General features: G+C 54.9%; 20 protein-coding genes, 1 tRNA gene and 1 other RNA gene. 10 read left to right on the top strand and 12 right to left on the bottom strand.

The features are described 5' to 3' along the window. From COV06_03915 to COV06_03960, 10 genes are all read right to left on the bottom strand, one after another. Complete coding sequence (locus COV06_03915) at positions 1–189, bottom strand: hypothetical protein (GenBank protein ID PIR47341.1); 189 nt, start codon at positions 187–189, stop codon at positions 1–3. Between the two features lie 284 nt (positions 190–473). Then, complete coding sequence (locus COV06_03920; protein ID PIR47342.1) at positions 474–1,829, bottom strand: hypothetical protein; 1,356 nt, start codon at positions 1,827–1,829, stop codon at positions 474–476. 587 nt (positions 1,830–2,416) lie between these two features. Next, positions 2,417–3,220, bottom strand: coding sequence for a hypothetical protein (locus COV06_03925; GenBank protein PIR47343.1), 804 nt, complete (start codon positions 3,218–3,220; stop codon positions 2,417–2,419). A gap of 342 nt (positions 3,221–3,562) precedes the next feature. After that, positions 3,563–4,912, bottom strand: coding sequence for a hypothetical protein (locus tag COV06_03930; protein PIR47344.1), 1,350 nt, complete (start codon positions 4,910–4,912; stop codon positions 3,563–3,565). 663 nt (positions 4,913–5,575) lie between these two features. After that, positions 5,576–6,313, bottom strand: coding sequence for a hypothetical protein (locus tag COV06_03935; GenBank protein ID PIR47345.1), 738 nt, complete (start codon positions 6,311–6,313; stop codon positions 5,576–5,578). Further along, positions 6,226–7,263, bottom strand: a complete 1,038-nt coding sequence (locus tag COV06_03940; GenBank protein PIR47346.1) for a hypothetical protein — start codon at positions 7,261–7,263, stop codon at positions 6,226–6,228. The genes COV06_03935 and COV06_03940 overlap by 88 nt, the downstream gene beginning before the upstream one ends. 9 nt (positions 7,264–7,272) lie before the next feature. After that, positions 7,273–8,037 carry a hypothetical protein gene (locus COV06_03945; protein PIR47347.1) on the bottom strand — a complete coding sequence of 255 codons (765 nt, stop codon included), beginning with the start codon at positions 8,035–8,037 and terminating at the stop codon, positions 7,273–7,275. Next, complete coding sequence (locus COV06_03950; GenBank protein PIR47348.1) at positions 8,034–8,693, bottom strand: hypothetical protein; 660 nt, start codon at positions 8,691–8,693, stop codon at positions 8,034–8,036. Before COV06_03950 ends, COV06_03945 begins: the two co-directional genes overlap by 4 nt. Further along, the gene (locus COV06_03955; protein ID PIR47349.1) at positions 8,681–9,115 is read right to left on the bottom strand and encodes a hypothetical protein; all 435 of its coding nucleotides are present in this window, start codon (positions 9,113–9,115) and stop codon (positions 8,681–8,683) included. Before COV06_03955 ends, COV06_03950 begins: the two co-directional genes overlap by 13 nt. A gap of 2 nt (positions 9,116–9,117) precedes the next feature. Beyond that, positions 9,118–10,176 carry a hypothetical protein gene (locus tag COV06_03960; GenBank protein ID PIR47350.1) on the bottom strand — a complete coding sequence of 353 codons (1,059 nt, stop codon included), beginning with the start codon at positions 10,174–10,176 and terminating at the stop codon, positions 9,118–9,120. Between the two features lie 99 nt (positions 10,177–10,275). Here COV06_03960 and COV06_03965 point away from each other — a divergent pair, with 99 nt between their 5' ends. The 7 genes from COV06_03965 (at position 10,276) to COV06_03995 (ending at position 14,461) form a co-directional block, all read left to right on the top strand. Then, the gene (locus COV06_03965; protein PIR47351.1) at positions 10,276–10,725 is read left to right on the top strand and encodes an SsrA-binding protein; all 450 of its coding nucleotides are present in this window, start codon (positions 10,276–10,278) and stop codon (positions 10,723–10,725) included. A 10-nt stretch (positions 10,726–10,735) separates the two neighbouring features. Next, positions 10,736–11,121, top strand: a transfer-messenger RNA (tmRNA) gene (gene ssrA, locus COV06_03970). A gap of 86 nt (positions 11,122–11,207) precedes the next feature. Continuing rightward, on the top strand, positions 11,208–11,774 hold the full coding sequence (locus COV06_03975; GenBank protein ID PIR47352.1) for a translation initiation factor IF-3: 567 nt from the start codon (positions 11,208–11,210) through the stop codon (positions 11,772–11,774). A gap of 23 nt (positions 11,775–11,797) precedes the next feature. Continuing rightward, positions 11,798–11,998 carry a hypothetical protein gene (locus COV06_03980; GenBank protein PIR47353.1) on the top strand — a complete coding sequence of 67 codons (201 nt, stop codon included), beginning with the start codon at positions 11,798–11,800 and terminating at the stop codon, positions 11,996–11,998. 3 nt (positions 11,999–12,001) lie between these two features. Further along, on the top strand, positions 12,002–12,346 hold the full coding sequence (locus COV06_03985) for a 50S ribosomal protein L20 (GenBank protein PIR47354.1): 345 nt from the start codon (positions 12,002–12,004) through the stop codon (positions 12,344–12,346). A gap of 488 nt (positions 12,347–12,834) precedes the next feature. After that, complete coding sequence (locus COV06_03990; protein ID PIR47355.1) at positions 12,835–13,365, top strand: hypothetical protein; 531 nt, start codon at positions 12,835–12,837, stop codon at positions 13,363–13,365. Positions 13,366–13,843: 478 nt separating this feature from the next. Further along, positions 13,844–14,461: a hypothetical protein gene (locus tag COV06_03995; GenBank protein PIR47356.1), complete on the top strand. Its 618-nt coding sequence runs from the start codon at positions 13,844–13,846 to the stop codon at positions 14,459–14,461. Between the two features lie 86 nt (positions 14,462–14,547). Here the strand turns inward: COV06_03995 and COV06_04000 are convergent, their stop codons facing one another. Further along, positions 14,548–15,222: a TIGR00341 family protein gene (locus COV06_04000; protein PIR47357.1), complete on the bottom strand. Its 675-nt coding sequence runs from the start codon at positions 15,220–15,222 to the stop codon at positions 14,548–14,550. Between the two features lie 4 nt (positions 15,223–15,226). Then, the gene (locus COV06_04005) at positions 15,227–15,892 is read right to left on the bottom strand and encodes a hypothetical protein (GenBank protein PIR47358.1); all 666 of its coding nucleotides are present in this window, start codon (positions 15,890–15,892) and stop codon (positions 15,227–15,229) included. A 108-nt stretch (positions 15,893–16,000) separates the two neighbouring features. On the opposite strand from COV06_04005, the gene COV06_04010 reads away from it, so the two are divergent. The 3 genes from COV06_04010 (at position 16,001) to COV06_04020 (ending at position 16,955) form a co-directional block, all read left to right on the top strand. Then, complete coding sequence (locus COV06_04010; protein PIR47359.1) at positions 16,001–16,465, top strand: hypothetical protein; 465 nt, start codon at positions 16,001–16,003, stop codon at positions 16,463–16,465. A 28-nt stretch (positions 16,466–16,493) separates the two neighbouring features. Then, positions 16,494–16,748: a hypothetical protein gene (locus COV06_04015; GenBank protein PIR47360.1), complete on the top strand. Its 255-nt coding sequence runs from the start codon at positions 16,494–16,496 to the stop codon at positions 16,746–16,748. A gap of 133 nt (positions 16,749–16,881) precedes the next feature. After that, positions 16,882–16,955: transfer RNA gene (locus COV06_04020), tRNA-Asp, on the top strand. Positions 16,956–16,957 lie beyond the last annotated feature (2 nt).

Raw genomic sequence — 16,957 nt, forward strand, 5'->3', positions numbered from 1 at the left:
TCAGAGATAAGGTCTTGTAAGCATGGCGCCGACTTGTCCCTTATTTTTTGCACAACTCCTCGCTCCTGCATTGCCTGAAGTACTGCGTCGAGGAGGCTTATCTTCAAACACATGCGTTTTAAGAATACTCGTAAACTCGTATTTCAAAACACACGTGTTCTCGGGGACGAAGGCTGGATCTAATCCCATCTAGTTTCATGTGATTTTATCTAGCTTTTCTCCCCTCCTCTCCGAGGAGGGGAATAGGGGGGGTGTGATCTTGTCCATTCTACATAAGGAACAAATCACTTGAATCTATCAAAATCCTCGATGCCTATGCAAAATACTCGCACCCATCTCTTTTACTGTAATCGTTCTCCACCAACTATCAATCTTTCTTTTTTAAAGCAAAAACAACAACGCGCCGATCCAGGTGGGATCGACGCGTTGCGTCGTTGTGCCGCGCCTCCGAGGAGGCGGGGCGGGTCCTCCTTTCAGAGAACGTTGGGGAGGGTCAGTTGCCGAGAGCAGCCGCCGTTCCAGTGGTAGGTCGTGATAAACGGGGTCACGTTGACCTCGTCCGCGGTGCCGTCGTTGCAGACGGCGGTGAAGCTACCGTTGGGGCTGTTCCCCATGCAGCTCCAGGTCTCGACCCCGCCCTCGGTGAGGGTGACGTCGAGAGCGACGATGGCGCCCGCAGGGATGTCCTGCAAGGCCCAGTGGTACCCCGGCGTCACCGCCAGGGTGGAGGTGTTGGTCACCACGCGGACCACGGGGTCCGCATACACGTTGAGCGGGTCGCCCAACGTGTTGGTGAAGTCCCAGGACCCAACTTGCAGGCTGAGGCGATCGTAGGCCTGATTCCCCGGCGTGGTGTAGACCACGCTGAGGTCACAGGAGGTGACCTCGGGCTCCGGCTCGGGCGCCGGGGGGTTGACCGGGCCGGTAAACGTCACCGTCTTGGTCTGGTCGTTGCCGACCATCTCGTTGTCCTCGTCCACCTGGTAGAGGTGGACGGGATCGAACGAGCTCCCGTCGTTGATGATCATCCCCCCCATCTTCCAGGTGAGGGAGGAGCCGCCCGGGATATTCCCTGCCGAATGCAGGGACATCTCGAGCGACTCGAACGAGCCACTGAAGACCACCACCGGCGCGTCGTACACGCCGATGAAGGCCTCGATGACCTCGGACATGAACTCCTGGTAGGCCTCCGCCTCCTCCTCGGGGACGTCCTCGCCGTACAGCGAGGTGAGGTAGTCCACGAGCGACTGGGAGATGAAGACCCATTCGCAGTTGTTGCCAACGCAGGAGGCGTCGCTCCAGGAGGCGTCGCCACCGAGATCGGTGGCGATCCCCTCGATGTTGTCCGCGAGCCAGCCCGAGGGGCCGGCCGTGGACGTGACGCTGATCTCGAACGCTTCGATGCGCAGGGCCGGGCCCTCCGCACCGAAGGTGGGCACCATGCTGATGGTGTCCACGGAGCCACCCACCTGGTTGGCTCCCGTCAGCGACTCCACCGTGGGGTACGAGCACGCCGTGTAGGCGTCCCCGTCGAGGTCCTCGAACCCTCCCTGCTGGGTGCAGGGCACGGGGGCGGGGGTGTCGTCGTCGTCCGCCGCGGTGCTGTCGTCGTCGGCGGCCGTGGTGTCGTCGTCGTCCGTGGCGGGGTTGTTCCCCGTCGCGTCGTCGTCGTCATCGTCCGAGGGGCTGTTGTAGCCCTGGCCCGAGGGCCAGGGCTGGTTGCTGCCACCGTCGCCGGTGGCGGGATCCTCGCCCAGGGTGTAGCACCCGGCGAGGCAGGTGGTGGCCACGAGGGCCAGGATCATCAGGTTCCGCATCTCGATCTCCATGTCCAGCCAAAGCTGGACGGTTGTGGGGCTATGCCCCGGTACAGCTTCTGGGCACTCCAGAAAGCCAGAAACAACGCATTTCTACCTGTAAAATGGGCTGTTTCTGACTCTCTGGTGATTGTAAGGAACCGCAATATATATCATAAAATCGGCACTTTGTCAAGGGTTCCTCGGGCTTTGTATAAAAAGGACATTCAACGTCTCCTGCGGACGTCTCATTGACGCAGTTCATAAAACACCCTCGTAAAACTCGGGGCCAAGCTGTTTTATAAACTGAGCCCCTTTTTATACAAAACCTTCGTCACAACGTTTGCCAGGATCCTTCGCACGCAGAAGACAGCTAGCCAGGAGTAAGCCCTGTACGTCTCTATCCGATTGTCCCTTTTTGTAAACACAACCCTTCGCTCCCTACATTACTGGATGATAAGTGCTTGCTTAAGGCACTGAGCCCCTTGATCGCCAACCCCTCGTCACAGCATTTGCTTGATGTAAGGAAAAATTGATCAAAAACAACAACGCGCCGATCCCAGGGTGGAATCGACGCGTTGCGTCGTTGTGCCAGGCCTCCGAGGAGACCTGGCGGGTGATCAGTTGACGACTGCGATGCAGCCGTCGTAGGGGTTGCCGGACGCGTGGACCGGGCGCGAGTCGCCCTCCCACGTTGCCGAGTGTCGGCCGACGAGGAAGGCCTCGCCGGTCTCGAAGTCCCCCGTGCAGGACTCGAAGTCCACCATCTGCCAGCACTCGTTGATCGGGTGCTGAGCCCGGCAGGACTGCCAATCCTCGTAGGACTCCTCGGCCACAAAGCCCAGGATGATCCACTGAAACTGGTCGTAGTCCCCGTCGTTCAGGTAGAGGTCAACCGCGACCGCGTCGCGGTTGACCACGTTGCTGAAGACCTGCGCGGGCAGGTTGGGGGGGTTCCCCACGAGAAGGAGCCGCCCGTAGACGTCTCCCATGCTCTCCCAGGACAAGGAGAGAATGTTGTCGTCCCCGCCGCCGTCGTCCGACGCGGTGCTGTCATCGTCGTCGCTCGCCGTCGAGTCGTCGTCGTCCGCGGTGTGGTCCTCGTCGCAGGCCGAGGCCTGCGGGTTGGGGTAGCAGGAGTCCGCGTCGTCGGCGTCGATGCGGTCGGTGGCGAGCCACCGGACCGGCATGTTCGAGCCGTACGCCTTGTCGGCGCAGTCCTGGGGGTCGGTGCCCTGCTCGTAGTTGCGCAGGTCCATCCATCCCTCGGGGCCGTAGCCCGTCCAGGAGCCGACCATGTCGCGATCGGCGTCGAAGAGGCAGGCGAACCCACCGTCTTCTTCGCCGGAGTTGTCGGTGACGACCTGGCAGCCCGCGAGGGCGGCCAGGAGGAGGGCCACGAGGGCCAGGGTCAGGTTGCGCATCTCGATCTCCCATGGGGGTTGGCGCCCCCAGCTTTCGCCCGCCCACTAGGGACGGTTGCCCTCAGCGGGCGGTGGTGGAGCCTTGGAACACAGCGTCCCTCGGTCTCCGGTTTCTTGTGCCAGAACCTCTCTACCAGTAAATGATAGGGATATTTTGGCACAAGAACCACCAAACAATTTATAAGGAACAACACCGCTTTATAGCAGTAAATGTTGTCTTTGTCAAGTCTTACGACTCAACAGTGATCACATTCAGAGGAGAATATGAGCACTGTGAGTCGGGCCTGCAGCAGATGCTGAAGGCCCGTTCTCGTGAGTGTGGGGCCGGTAGGGCCCCACGGGTCAGAAGCGGATCCCAGCCGTGACCGATGCGGCCACGTTGGGGCGGGGGTCGGACACATACGTGCCGTCCGACCAACTCACAACGGCCCAGGAGGGGCCGGCGAGGAGGGCCGTCGAGAAGCGACGACTCTCTCCGCAGAGCAGAACGAGGCCACCCCTGGGGGTGATGGCCGTGGTCTCGGACAGGACGTAACCGTCCCGTCCGAGGTTGTGGAGGCGGAAGACCGCCTCCACACCACCCACCAGCGCCAGGACGATGTCGTCCGTGGCGAGGAGGGCACCTCCGGCCGAGGCGTTGCCGCCCAGGCCGATCCCCATGGCATAGCCGTTGACCTGTCGGCCGAAGCCGAACAAGTCAACGGAGGCCATGACCTCCAAGTAGAACTTGTCACCCTCGAGCCCGGAGAAGCCGAGCTCGATTCGCCCCCCGAGGGAGGGGTCGACGTGGCGGTGGAAGCCGGTCGTCTTGACCGGCCCGTCTGCGACGTCCAGCGAGTTGCCGGACACTCCACCCCGCAGGGTGAAGCGCCAGGCACGCTGCCCGGAGGCAGCAGCCATGGCGGCGTCGGCGGTGCTCTGGGCGTTGGTAGCGGCCTCTTCGACCGCCACCGTACGGTTGACCAGCTCGAGGAGCTGGGTGGACATCTTGTCCACCAGCCCCCCCGACGTGAAGTAGCCTTCCAGGGTCGCCAGGCGACCCTCGGTCTTGACGCTGCTCGCCGCCGAGGCGGCGAGCTTGGCATCGATCTCGGCCAGGCGGGCCGAGATCGACCCGGTGGCAGTGCTCAGAGCGGCGTCGAGGTCCTTCTTCGAGACCTCGGGCCGGGGGGCGGCCACCACCGCGTCCGCCGCGTACACGCGGTGGGCGCAGAACGGGGGCTGTTCAGCCCCAAAGGCCGACTGGAAGGGGCGGCCCTTGCCGTAGCCCTTGCCGTCGGTGTACAGGATGCTCCCCTCCTGGGAGCAGGTGATCTTGTCGCCCTTTCGGGCGACGGAGTTGCCCGCGACGGGCACCAGGGTGCCGTCGCGGCGCTGCCGCCTGGTCAACCCCCGCGCCACCTCCAAGGTGGCGTCGGCGGAGGCCCACTTGGGGGAGCCCTCGCAGTCGTGCGAGTTTCCCCCGTGCGCCAGCCGGAAGGCCACGCAGGCCTCCGGCGACGAGAAGCAGCCGTCCAGCCGCACGAGGCCGGTGTCCACCCCCACGGGGGCGGACTCCACGCACCGGTCGACGGAGTCCAGGACCCCGTCGACGTCGACGTCGGCCCAGCGGTTGCCCGCGGCCGACGCCTGGTTGAGGTTGACGAAAACGGCCGCGAGGACCGCCAGCATCATGATCACACGCATCTTCATCTCGCTCTCCAGGGGGTTCTGACATGCACCCCAATCTCGCCCGCCCACCAAGGGACGGTCCCAAAGCGGGCATTCTACGAGTATTGGGCGACATGCCCCTTCCTCTTGCGTCAGGAACTACGCAGGACTCATACAACAAGTCCTTAACACGCACTTCCTGACGCAAGAGCTCCCCTAAAATCATCAAACAATTGAAAGGTTCATGACAAGCCCATCCAGGAGATCTCCTGGAAGAAGAGCGCGACGTCTACGTATTATGGAGGGATAATACGGACACACACGCTCTGCCTCCAGACGGTCATACCTTTATGGTCTTGACGAAGCACTTTAGCAGAAAATGGGGACTTTGTCAAGCCCCCCTCCACGTATCTCTGCCAATGTTAGCCCAAATACAGTCTTTTCCGTTTTTCTGCAGCCCTCACGCCCACATGAAATTAATCTAATAGACCGTTTTCCCTCTTCTCTCAACAAAAAACACCACCCATGGGATGGTGTTCACTCACAGCTCCTTTATCGACGAAACACTCGACGGCAAGGAGGAGGTGCCGTGAGCATTTCGCCGATACAATAGCCATAAGCTCTGTATCGCAACGAGGGCACCTTAGCAAACCTCTTTATGGTTGTCAATAACCGCTTTTCCGTTTATTTCCCTCAAACGACACCTTAATAGGCCTGACGTCGGCGCATAATCTGCTCCGCACGCACCAACACAAACGCCCCACCTACAAGTGCCCCAAGCACGAGGCCCACAAATCCATTGGATGGCAAGTTTGGTCGCACGGGGTATTGTGACACCAACGGCTCGTCTACCAATCGTACAGAAATATTTCCGCCCGACGTATAGCGCCAACCTTGCTGTGTGAGCACAAACGCAATTGCTTGCGATATCTGTCGTGCTTGTTCCGGATCTCGATTATACGCATCAATGGACAGCAATCCCGTTCCTCGCTCCACGGAAGTGGTAATCATCTCTTGCCACGCCTTGCGACGTTTGGCTTGTTTGGTGTCTGCCGACGGAAACTGCGCCTCGTCTATACTAAAATGCGCATTCAACACCTGATCAAAAAACGCCGTCGTAAACACAATGCCGGACAAGTCATCCGCCACCCGCTCGGCACTCCTACTTGCGGTATAGGCATCGGCGCTCACCGACTCTTGTGTAATAAGCAATCGAATCGACGACCTATACTCCAACGGTCGAATCAGACTCAACCCAACGGCCGCCACAATCCCAAGAATCGCAAACCACATAATCGTGGTCCAATGTCGTCCGAGCAATCGAAGTACGCGTTGAGCAGTCATACGTTTATGGTCTATAGTGTAACAGAAATTTCTTGCTCCGTCTCTTGACGCACAACGGTCAGCAGGAGCGTATCTCCCTCGCTCGCCCCCAACACCCATTCATCTAGCGTCTGATTCTGCACAGATTCACCCTGTACTCGCACAATCACATCGCCCACACGCAACCCCGCTATCTCCGCCACGGACCCGTGCATAATATTCATCACCTCTAAGCCTTGTTGAACCGAATCTGCAGCCACAACACGCGATCGATCAATCAAGAGCAGTCCCAACACGGGTCGCGTAATCGTTCCCGTTGTTAATACGTGGTTCAATCCCGACGTGAGTTGATGGAGTGGTCGTACACGATCCATTCCTTCTAGAAATCCAATCACCGAACCATTTGCATCAGCCACCAACGCACCGGGCAATACATCCACAATCGCATCGAGTCGATAGGTTCGAGAATAGTGATCCGACGAAGTCATCGCCTCCTTATCTGTAATCCAAGTATCAACCAACACGCGCGGATAGACATGCATTCCATCCACCACAAATACCGGCGTTCCCTCTGCTAATCGCTCCGATGCACCAAATGTACTCACATGTACATCGACAACCTCTGCCTTTGCAAACACAAACGATGTCTCGGGGTCTTGCACAATCTTTGTGATCGCAACCACTCCTCCCTCCATAACTAAACGCAGAGATGACCCAACGCGATCCACGATCTCTTGCGGGATCAAAAACCAACCATCCGATGTCAGAGCCGTTGCATGTCCAATGTTTGCCTCTTCCACAACACCATTTGAATGGACACGGTCCAAAACATGAATCAACGGATAACTCGCAGGACTTGCAACCTCCACCACATGGGCGATCGTCTGATCCACAGCCGTTGCCAACACGGTTGGCTTTACGCGCGTCACGTCTGTTCTGATACTTTGATCATTCAACGATTCTGCATAGCGATCCAGTGTTCTGTCAGCAATAAGCGCACCAACAATTGCAGAGGTCAAAGAAGTAAGGAGAATTACAGATATAAAGAGTGTCGTTCGTTGTGGAGGCATAAAGAGAGATTAAACCCACTGGGCAGTAAGAAGAAGAATGAGAAGTAAAACGACACCCGTCAACAAATAGCGTCTGAGGACTGTGTCGGATAATTTTTGTAAACTCGATGCACGAACCATTCCAAGCAACACATAAAAGATCGTTGCAACCACCGCGCCCCCCACAAAGAAACTCACTGGCAATAACGCCACGACCAAAAACGTTTCGCCAAGAATCAGACCAAGCACACCCGCCGCACGAATCGCAAACACGTCGCGAATCTTACTCACCCAGAGCGTTTCATACACAAGTGCTCCCGCCACAAACAAAAATGCAATAACTAATAACCAGATAGGTGTCTGTAAAAACATTTGGAGACCAAAGAATGTGGTCGTCAAAAAATACATTGTTGAAACGTGTAAAACGAGAGACGTGTTTTCTAAGGCATAGGGTTGATACAACCCCGGCAAGTGTACAAAGCGAAATAAATGTTCAGAGAAAAAGAAGACGAATAGTCCAACCACCATTGGGATCAGAAGCAACAAATACGTTGGTTCTAAAAACAACATAAATAAGGCCGCCGACACGACAAACGCCACAGGCGTAATCGCAACGTGCCACCAACCTTCTAGATCTTTTCCAAACCCTGCCAAGCGACCAATCCCCACTGCCACTAAACAAGCAACGGACAACGTCAAAAAAGGAATTGCACTTGGCCAATACGAAAGACTGTACAGCAATCCAGCTGCAATCAGACCATTTACAAACGGAACCATGCGCGTTATGAGAATCATTTAAACAATTGCAATGGATTAATACTCACCGATCCACTGAGTCGAATTTCTCCATCCTGAACCTGCAAATCTGTCAGTTTGAGCGCACCTTGCACTTGGTCGAGCTGTGTGTCAAGCACTTTTTGCAACGCTTCTTCAGACGCTTCTGCTGCAAAACGACCCGGAATTGTTACATACCCCAGTTGAATTTTATTCACTGAAACACGTACCCGTCCTTCTTCCAATGCGAGCATAACCTGCGCACGTAATGTGGTTGTTCGTTCATTGATGTATAAAGGGATATAAACCTCTGCATAGCCATCGTCCACAACCGCAATCTGTGCATGCGCCGAATCAAACGTTGGCTCCTGCATCTGCTCTAATCCATCACGTAAAAGCGCCGTCATCATTGATTCTGTAACAACAACCGATATGTTCCCCTGTTTAAAAGACTGCAGCGCCGATGTGACAAGCATTTTTTGAATTGTCTCAGACGTGAGAGATGTTTCTACAACACGTACGGGTGCTGGTGGTTCGAATGCCGACGCGGACCCAATAAGACCCGTCTTTGAAAGCAACACAACGCCAATACCTACCATCATCACAACAAAGAGCAACCCAATACTACATCCGGTAAGAAGCCAATTGGATCGTTTTTCTGTTTCTACTTGAGCCATACAAAGTTGGTCGTTAATCCTTGAAATCGAATTTGCGCATCTGCAAGAACATCTGGATCACCTAAGAGTCCACGCACCAACTGATTACATGCGGCAACAAGCTGAATGTGCAAATCTCGCGACTCGGATGAGACACGCATGGCAACCAACTGATCCCGTACCGAGACAATCGCGGCCGACTCCCCTGCTCCATTGGCAAGGACAGACCAAACAGGTTCTAAAACCATTTTGACATTTTGTTGATATTCCGTGTCCGTCACAGCCGAAGAAACATTGTTTTGCACCTGCAACACGTCTGAGACAGCCGTCAATTCCGACGTTCGGTTATGATCAATGACAACAATGGTGATTGCCAGCACTACCGTCATAGCAATCAACAAAAATGGAAACCAGACGATACGCCTTTTTATTGCTCCAAACATAGCTATCGCGAAGACCTCTTATTTAAGCGCACATCATATTCCCCAAGTAGATCACTAACCAACACTGCCAAAATAGTGGCAACCGGCATGGCGAGCAACGCACCAATAATGCCACCTACCTCGAATCCAACCATGAGGGCAAACACGCTTGCAACAGGATTAATGCCAACAGACTTCTGCATAATCTTTGGCGCGAGCAACCCATTCTCCAACTGCTGAATGGCAAAATAGAGCGCCGCAACAATAAGTGCTTTTACAGGAGAGATCGTGAATGCAACAATAATCGCGGGTACGGCGGAAATAATGGGACCCGCATAGGGAACAATCTCCGCTATTCCGGCGAAGATTCCCAACACCAACGCGTAGTCCACACCCAAAATGAGTAATCCAACGTAGGTAAGGACACCAATGAACACCATCAAAATAAGTTGCCCACGTAACCAGTGTCCCAGCTTCTCTTGCATACGCCCTGCAAGACCAATGAGATATGGTTGATACTGCTTTGGCGCGAGGTGTTTAAACAAACGCTTTCCGTCTTGTTCTTCCACAACCATGTAAAATGCAATCACCAACACAAGAATCAATGTTGCAATCCCTCCAAAAATTCCGGCGACCGTGGAGAAGACGCGCGTCAACCCTTCCGTAAATCCTTGCTGTACACTCGAGAAACTCTCAATTAGATTATTAGAGAGCCCGTATTGTTCCGAGAATGTAACCAGACTATCGATCGCTCCACGTGCATCCCCAAACGACGCCGCCAAACTCGCGCCAAGTCCTGCGAGTTGCTGCACAAACGGCGGAATAATAATCACAAGTGACAGCGTAACGATAGCCGCTAACGCGACATAGACCACAAGCACACCAATGCTTCGTGGGATTTTATGTTCAACAAACCAGCTCGCAAACGGATCAATAAGCGCAGCTAACAAAAGCGCAACGAAAAAGATCACCAAAATATCACGAATAAACCACAGCAAGGCAATGCCCCCGAGTATCAATAGCACCTTAACAATCGTGCTCGTAGAAATTGAGATGTTTGTTGGTTTGTTTGTGTGCGCCATAGGCCTTCAGTATACCAGATAGAGACAACGTACGCCGACACCTGGGTATAACTCATTCTCCGTTGTGATGAATCATGTGCACCTGCTATACTCAACTCCATGCCACGACTCGCCAACAATAAACGCGCCCATTTTGACTATGAGATCCTAGAGGTTCTCGAGGTTGGGATTATCCTCACGGGCCAGGAGGTTAAATCGGCAAAAACGGGCCACGCAAAACTCCAAGGAGCCTTTATCCATCTACGTGATAATGAGGCATGGCTCAAGAATGCCTTTATAGCCCCCTATACTCATGCGGCACACATTGAGTCCTACGACCCCTACCAAAATCGCAAGTTACTCCTGCATAAGCGAGAAATCGCTCGATTAACCAAGAAAATGGAAGTAGAACACTTGACAATCGTGCCAATTTCGCTCTATACTAAGGCCGGAAAAATAAAACTCGAAATCGGACTCGCTCGCGGCAAGAAGCAATACGAAAAACGCGCTTCCGTCAAAAAGCGTGATCTGGATCGAGAGATGCGTACGCGTCAGTATCGCGGTGCGTAGTTTCCACCATGGGGACGTCTTGGTTTCGACGTATGTCGAAGCATTGTCTACGCAGGTCGAGGGTGCACCGGTCCCTCGTTAATACTCTGGTGCAGCGAAACAACTGCAAACACATTCGCAAAGCTCCGCAATGCATTCGCATTGCGTCCAGCATTCGCTCTCGCCTAAGCGCGAGAGCACGCCGCTACGCCTGACCTCACATAGGGTGTAACCGGTGTCATATCTTGTGAGCAGGTGCGTGTAGCCACTCAGTACACGATGCCTGATTTGCCTGAGTGAACCATCGATCGGCGCTTGGCTGTTCCCTACGATCGTTGGTACCAGAACAGCCTACACCTGTACACGTTTCAATGGTTCTCATATCGGACGTGGGTTCGACTCCCACCGTCTCCACCATGTTTATTTATAAGCATGTCCCACACGTAGCAGCTCATGCTAAATGGGACCGTTTCATTCACATCAGTATCGTTTAAGACCCAACAATGCGCATTCACCGACGACGAAAACGCGGACAAGAGGCCAAGAAGGCCGTCGTACCCGAGTACCAAGCCAATGAGCAGATCCAAGCGGATCAGCTATTTTTAATCTCAGATCAAGGTGAACAAATTGGATTAATCGATCGGTCCGAAGCACAACGACTCGCCGAAGAACGAGAAGTCGACCTCGTGATTGTGTCGCCAAAGGCCAACCCGCCCGTGGCACGTCTCATGAACTACGGTCAGTTCCGTTATCAAAAAGAGAAGGAGGCCCGCAAACAAAAAGCACAGAGCAAGCAAACAGAGGTCAAGGCGGTACGACTCACCGCGCGTATTGGACAGCATGACCTGGATGTTCGTATGAAGCGGGCACTCGAATTCCTCAAGCGAGGAGATAAGCTCAAGCTAGAAATGGTGCTCCGAGGCCGCGAAAAAGCCTACGTGGATCGAGGCAAAGAGATCATGGAGCAATTTATTGCCCAAATCACCTCCGTACACCTTTTAGAGCTCCAAACCATCCAGGAGTTTAAGAACACCAATGGACGCTTGACAATCATCGTCGGTTTGAAGTAGAATCCTCACACCTATCAAGGACTATGAAGTTGAAAACGAACAAAACGATCTCAAAACGCTTTAAAATCACCAAGAATAAGAAGATTTTAATGCGACGCGGAGGTCAGGATCACTTTAACAGCCGGGACACAGGAAAGATTACACGTCGCAAACGTCGCGATGTCGAGCTTTCCGGTACTAATAAGCGAGCGCTTAAGGCAGGAATGCCTTACGCAGGAATCTAGACTATGCCACGCGTTACACGAGGAACACAACATACCAAGCGCCGCCGCAACCTTTTGGAGAAAACAAAGGGAATGAAGTGGGGTCGCAAGAGCAAGATTCGTCTTGCCAAGACCGCTGCACTTAAGGCTGGTGCTTACGCTTACCGTGATCGCCGCACCAAAAAGCGTGATTTCCGCAAACTCTGGACCATTAAGATAAATGCCGGAGCCCGCGCCCTTGGAACCACGTACAGCCGATTGATTAGTGCTTTGAGCAAAAAGAACATCGAGTTGGACCGCAAGTCCCTCGCCTACTTAGCCGAGCATCAGCCAGAGGCGTTCAAGAGTGTTGTTGAGGCAAGCAAATAATAAGATCCCCCGCACGGGGGTCTTTTTTTGTCAGGTTCTATTTGACGATTGATTGACACATTGGAGAATCTGCGCTACAAAGGCGGTACACGGACACGCAACCATGAGAGGAGTACACCGTGAGTAACCACGATAGGAACAAGCTCGGCGGTGCTAATTACCAGCCGGCAACGAGGGATCCGTTCGATGTGGCCCCACGTCACCCAGATGCGCCTCCCACACTGGAGGAGACCCGGCCGGTAGCACGAGTACTGGGAGACATCAGTTCGGACGATGAGAGATGTGAGCCTCCGATCGCATGGAACATGAAGAGGTCAAGCGGCACAGCAACAGTCGAAGGACCGCGGCACGCTCCGATTTCTGAGGAGCGCGCAAATGCAGTCACTTCACCTGGTCAAGGCGTTCGGGTAAACATGCGGGGACCGCAGCTGCGCGTGAACCTCCTTTCTCCCCGATGGACGCTGCGTATGCGAGCAAGGTCGGTAGGCATGACCTTGTGGGCAGATCTGATGTACGCAACAGGATTCGGTCCCCTGGACCGCAACCTTCAACCCGAAGAGGAGTACACGGAGATGAAGGCACGGACTTTTGGCGTAGTCATGTTGGCGGCCGCACTGGTGGCTGTCGTGGTGGGGTTGAGCGCCGTGGTGTACATGAACCACGTGCACACAGCGCGGCGCGAGGCGGCAGCGGCACTCGTAACGGAGGCACTCGCCGACAGCAAGACACTCGTGTTCGGCGGGATCGACGCTGCGGCGGTCCTGGACACCCTGGACGGTCGCACGGCCAAGGAGGTTCTGGATCAACGCAAGAAGATCCATGAACTCCAGACGGAAGTCGAAAACCTCACGAAGGTCATCGACTCGCAGAAGGTGGACATAGAGGACAACGCGGATGCGGCGGTGGAGAGCTCGCCCGAACCACCCACGCCCGACACCGCCATCGTGCGCGTCCGTCGATCGAACCGTGAACCACCCACGCCCGACACCGCCATCGTGCGCGTGCGGCGCAACAAGTGATCTTCAACGTCCGTCCCGGAATCCTCCGGGACGGACGCACTTTTTTAAAACCCCCAACGTCACATCTTATACGAAGCGGGAGGGGACCTAGACGTGATCTCACGAGCGTGAATCGTCTAGCAATGTAGGAGCGAGATGTTGTGTAAAAAATAGGGGGCAAGTCGGCGCATGCTTACAAGATTTTATCTCTGACAAGCTGTCTTCTGCGTGCGAACGCACGCAGAGAGGCGTGGCCTGCCGAGTCCCCAATTTTTTGCACAACTCCGAGCGACCCCTTGACAAAAACCCTAATTTATGCTATAAATGCCTGTTGTTCTTTTAAACAACCTATTGGCTTTTGTGCCGGATTTTCCCTATCAAACACTGGTAGAGAGACTCTGGCACAAAACCACGGAGGCCAAGGAACGCTGTGTTCCAAGGCTCCACCCACCGCCAGGGCCCCCGGCAGACGCCGGGCGCCGTATGAGAGGATGAGATCATGTCCACCATTTACGACGACCCCAACCGGGAGGACGAACAGTGGCGCCGCACCACGTCGCGGCGGGGGCTCGGCCCCCTCCTCCTGCTGGCCATCCTCCTGGCCCTGATCGGCACCCTGATCGGGCTGGCATGGAACAGCCACCGTGGTGACTCCGCCGCCTCCGCCGCGACCCCCTCGGGGCCGTGGATCGAGGGGATCAACTCCGACCGGTGGTCGGTCGACATGACCGGCCCCAGCACGCAGACGGTGGAGGGCAAGACCGTCGGGGTCTGGCGGGTCCACATCGTGGACGCCGCCACCGGAGCCTTCACCGGCTACCGGTGGTGCCAGTTGGGAGCGGAACGGGCTCCGGCCCGGTGCTTGTCCAAGGTCCATGAGGACCTGGACAGCCAAATCGGGGCGCTCAACGCTCCGATCGTCCCCCCGCCCCCCGCCCCCACGGCCGCGACCACCCCCGCCCTCCCGGCGGGCGTGGTCATTACGGGTGACCCCGCCCTCGTGGCGGAATTCACCCGGACGGCAACCTCCCAGGTGTCCGGCCTCGCGCCGGGCACCTACAACCTCAAGGTGGAGAAGGACGAGTTCGTCCTCTCCTCCGCCACACCGGGCTCCTGACCTTCCGTCGGAGCCCAACGACGAATCCCCCCGCCACACTGTGGTCGGGGGGATTCTGCTTGTCTACAAAAAATTTTCACCGTCCACTACGCCTCCTTTTTAATCTCCATCTCCGCCCTGCGTCGCAACGGATAAAATCCAAACGTCGCAAACACCATCAGGCTCGCCAAGACAATCCCCACCATGTTCACCAAAAATAGGGACAGCGCACCAAACAGAATGTCCGTATCCCCCAGACTCAACCCCAACGCGCTCACGGCTAGCGGTGGCAACACCGCAATAGCAATCGCTACCCCTGGTAAAATCACGTTCATGTTTGGTTTAATGTAAGAAAAGCTCCCAGCAATTCCCGCAAACAACGCGACCACCAGGTAAGCGAGCGACGGTTCAATCCGACTCACGATCTCAATGTTCACGCTTTCAAAATGCATAAAAAGCGACATGAGCCAGGACACCACAAACACAAAGACAGATGTAAGCAAAACAATCCAAATAGATCGCAACATTACCTGCTTGTCCCCCATAGCCATTCCTAACGCCAAACTCAACAGCGGCGCAAGCAACGGACTCACCAACATCCCTCCAATCACAATTGATGCGTTTCCGATCATCAACCCCACCGCCACAATCACCGTAGCACACAGCAGCATTAAATAAAATCCACCCGTAGGAGAACTATCCTCGATCAGCCTTAAGACTGCATCCTTTTTTTCCTCTGGGGTTGGTTCGATGGTGGAAAGTTTAGAAAACAGGGTCAACATAGGTCTAGGATGTGTGGGTCAGCGAGTTAGAAACGATAGGCGTTTGATTCTCTCGTGACTGTATTTTAGCAAAAATTTCTAAAAGATGCGATCGGGCTGATACGTAGACCGCTTCTGGTTCTTGTGAGGCGTTCACAATATGTGTGGCGTATTTTTTTGTTGGATACAAAAATGCACGCGCTGCCGGAATCATAACGTGATACAAGTATCCACGGTCCACGCTCGGCTGACGCGCAATGCGTCTATCGATCTGCAAATCTTCCTCCAGGTCAAAATATAACGCAAAGTCTAATTGTTCTCGCACTCCGGGGTCATGAAGCACTTGGTATCCATCCAACAAGATAATCGGCGCTGGCTGCACACATTTTGTACCCACCATTTTATTTTGCCTTCGTTGATAGTCCGGAATCGTCACCGACAACCCTGCTTTTAGATTCATCAGTGCCATTTGTAAGAGTTCCCATTTAATACTCGACGGGTTGTCCCAATTAGCAAAACCTAACGGATGACGGTCCACATCTGCCTCATCACAGAAAAAATCGTCAAACTTAAGCCTCAAAATTCCGGGATATTCTTGAATGATTCGTTTGCAAACCGTCGACTTCCCCGCCCCAGAAGGCCCAGCAACGCCGATCACGATAGGTTTAAGGGATTTGAACGGTTGATTCATACGCCGACAGTATACAACAATTCCCTTCCCTGAAAACCCAGAGGCATTGACAATTGTAAAAAAGAGGCCTAGTGTACCGGCGTCTGAAGGGAGGGCCTTATGGGCTGCATGACACAAGGATGGTGGGAGATCTTGGACAAGCTCTGCCGCACACGCGGGATGGATCAGAAGACGCGGGAGCACGCCTACGAGGTCGTGCGCCTACTGGACACGACGGGCACCAAACACGCCTGGCGGGCAGTGATTCTGGCAGTCGTCATAGCCGAGTACGGCGCGTGGTACCGAGAGACGGGGCAGGAGTTACACGAGCTCTGCTGCTGCTCACACGCAGATTACGCACACCAGGATCGTATTCAGAACAGCAAGCGCCGAGAAATTGCTGTCTCCGTTGTTTGTCATGTGCGACGGGTCGCCTACGGGTCGCTCAGACAACGAGTCAGGACGTCCTGGCGAGCCTTCTCTACAGGGAGAGGTGAGATGGTACCGAGCTTCCTCGTGCAGCTTGGGTACGTCCTGGAGACTCCGCTGCCGAACAAGTTCGCGAAGAGCGCAAGTACAGCAATCGCTACGTAGCGACGATTCTGTCGCACGGGAGGGAACGTTGACCATCAAGCAATGCCTGCTCGTCGCCGTCCTGGGAGGAACGCTTCTCTTTCTCCTGACGTTCGGCTATTCCGTGTTGGTGAAGGAGAGCATCGAATCGTGGCTCGTCTACAAGCACGGGCCCGATTGGATCTCGTCTCCCGTGCCTGTCATCATGGCGACCTTTCTGGTGTTTGCGGGACATTGTCTAGGGGTCCTTCTCCTGGCGATCGTTCTGATGAAGACCACAAAGTCCGAAGTCCTCGATCCGTAATAAACGGCCAACCGATCCCCCACACCTGTCCTTGGTGCGGGGGGAACTTTTTTAAAAAGACCATTGCAAAAGAGTCTTAATCCATCATCTTGACCCATTTTGCCGTGCATGATACAGTTCCCCCGCGCAAAACGGACCGGTAGTTCAATTGGTTAGAGCACCGCCCTGTCACGGCGGAAGTTGCGAGTTCGAGTCTCGTCCGGTCCGCC

The sequence above is a fragment of the Candidatus Uhrbacteria bacterium CG10_big_fil_rev_8_21_14_0_10_50_16 genome (assembly GCA_002774875.1).
Taxonomy (GTDB): domain Bacteria; phylum Patescibacteriota; class Patescibacteriia; order UBA9934; family UBA11717; genus UBA11717.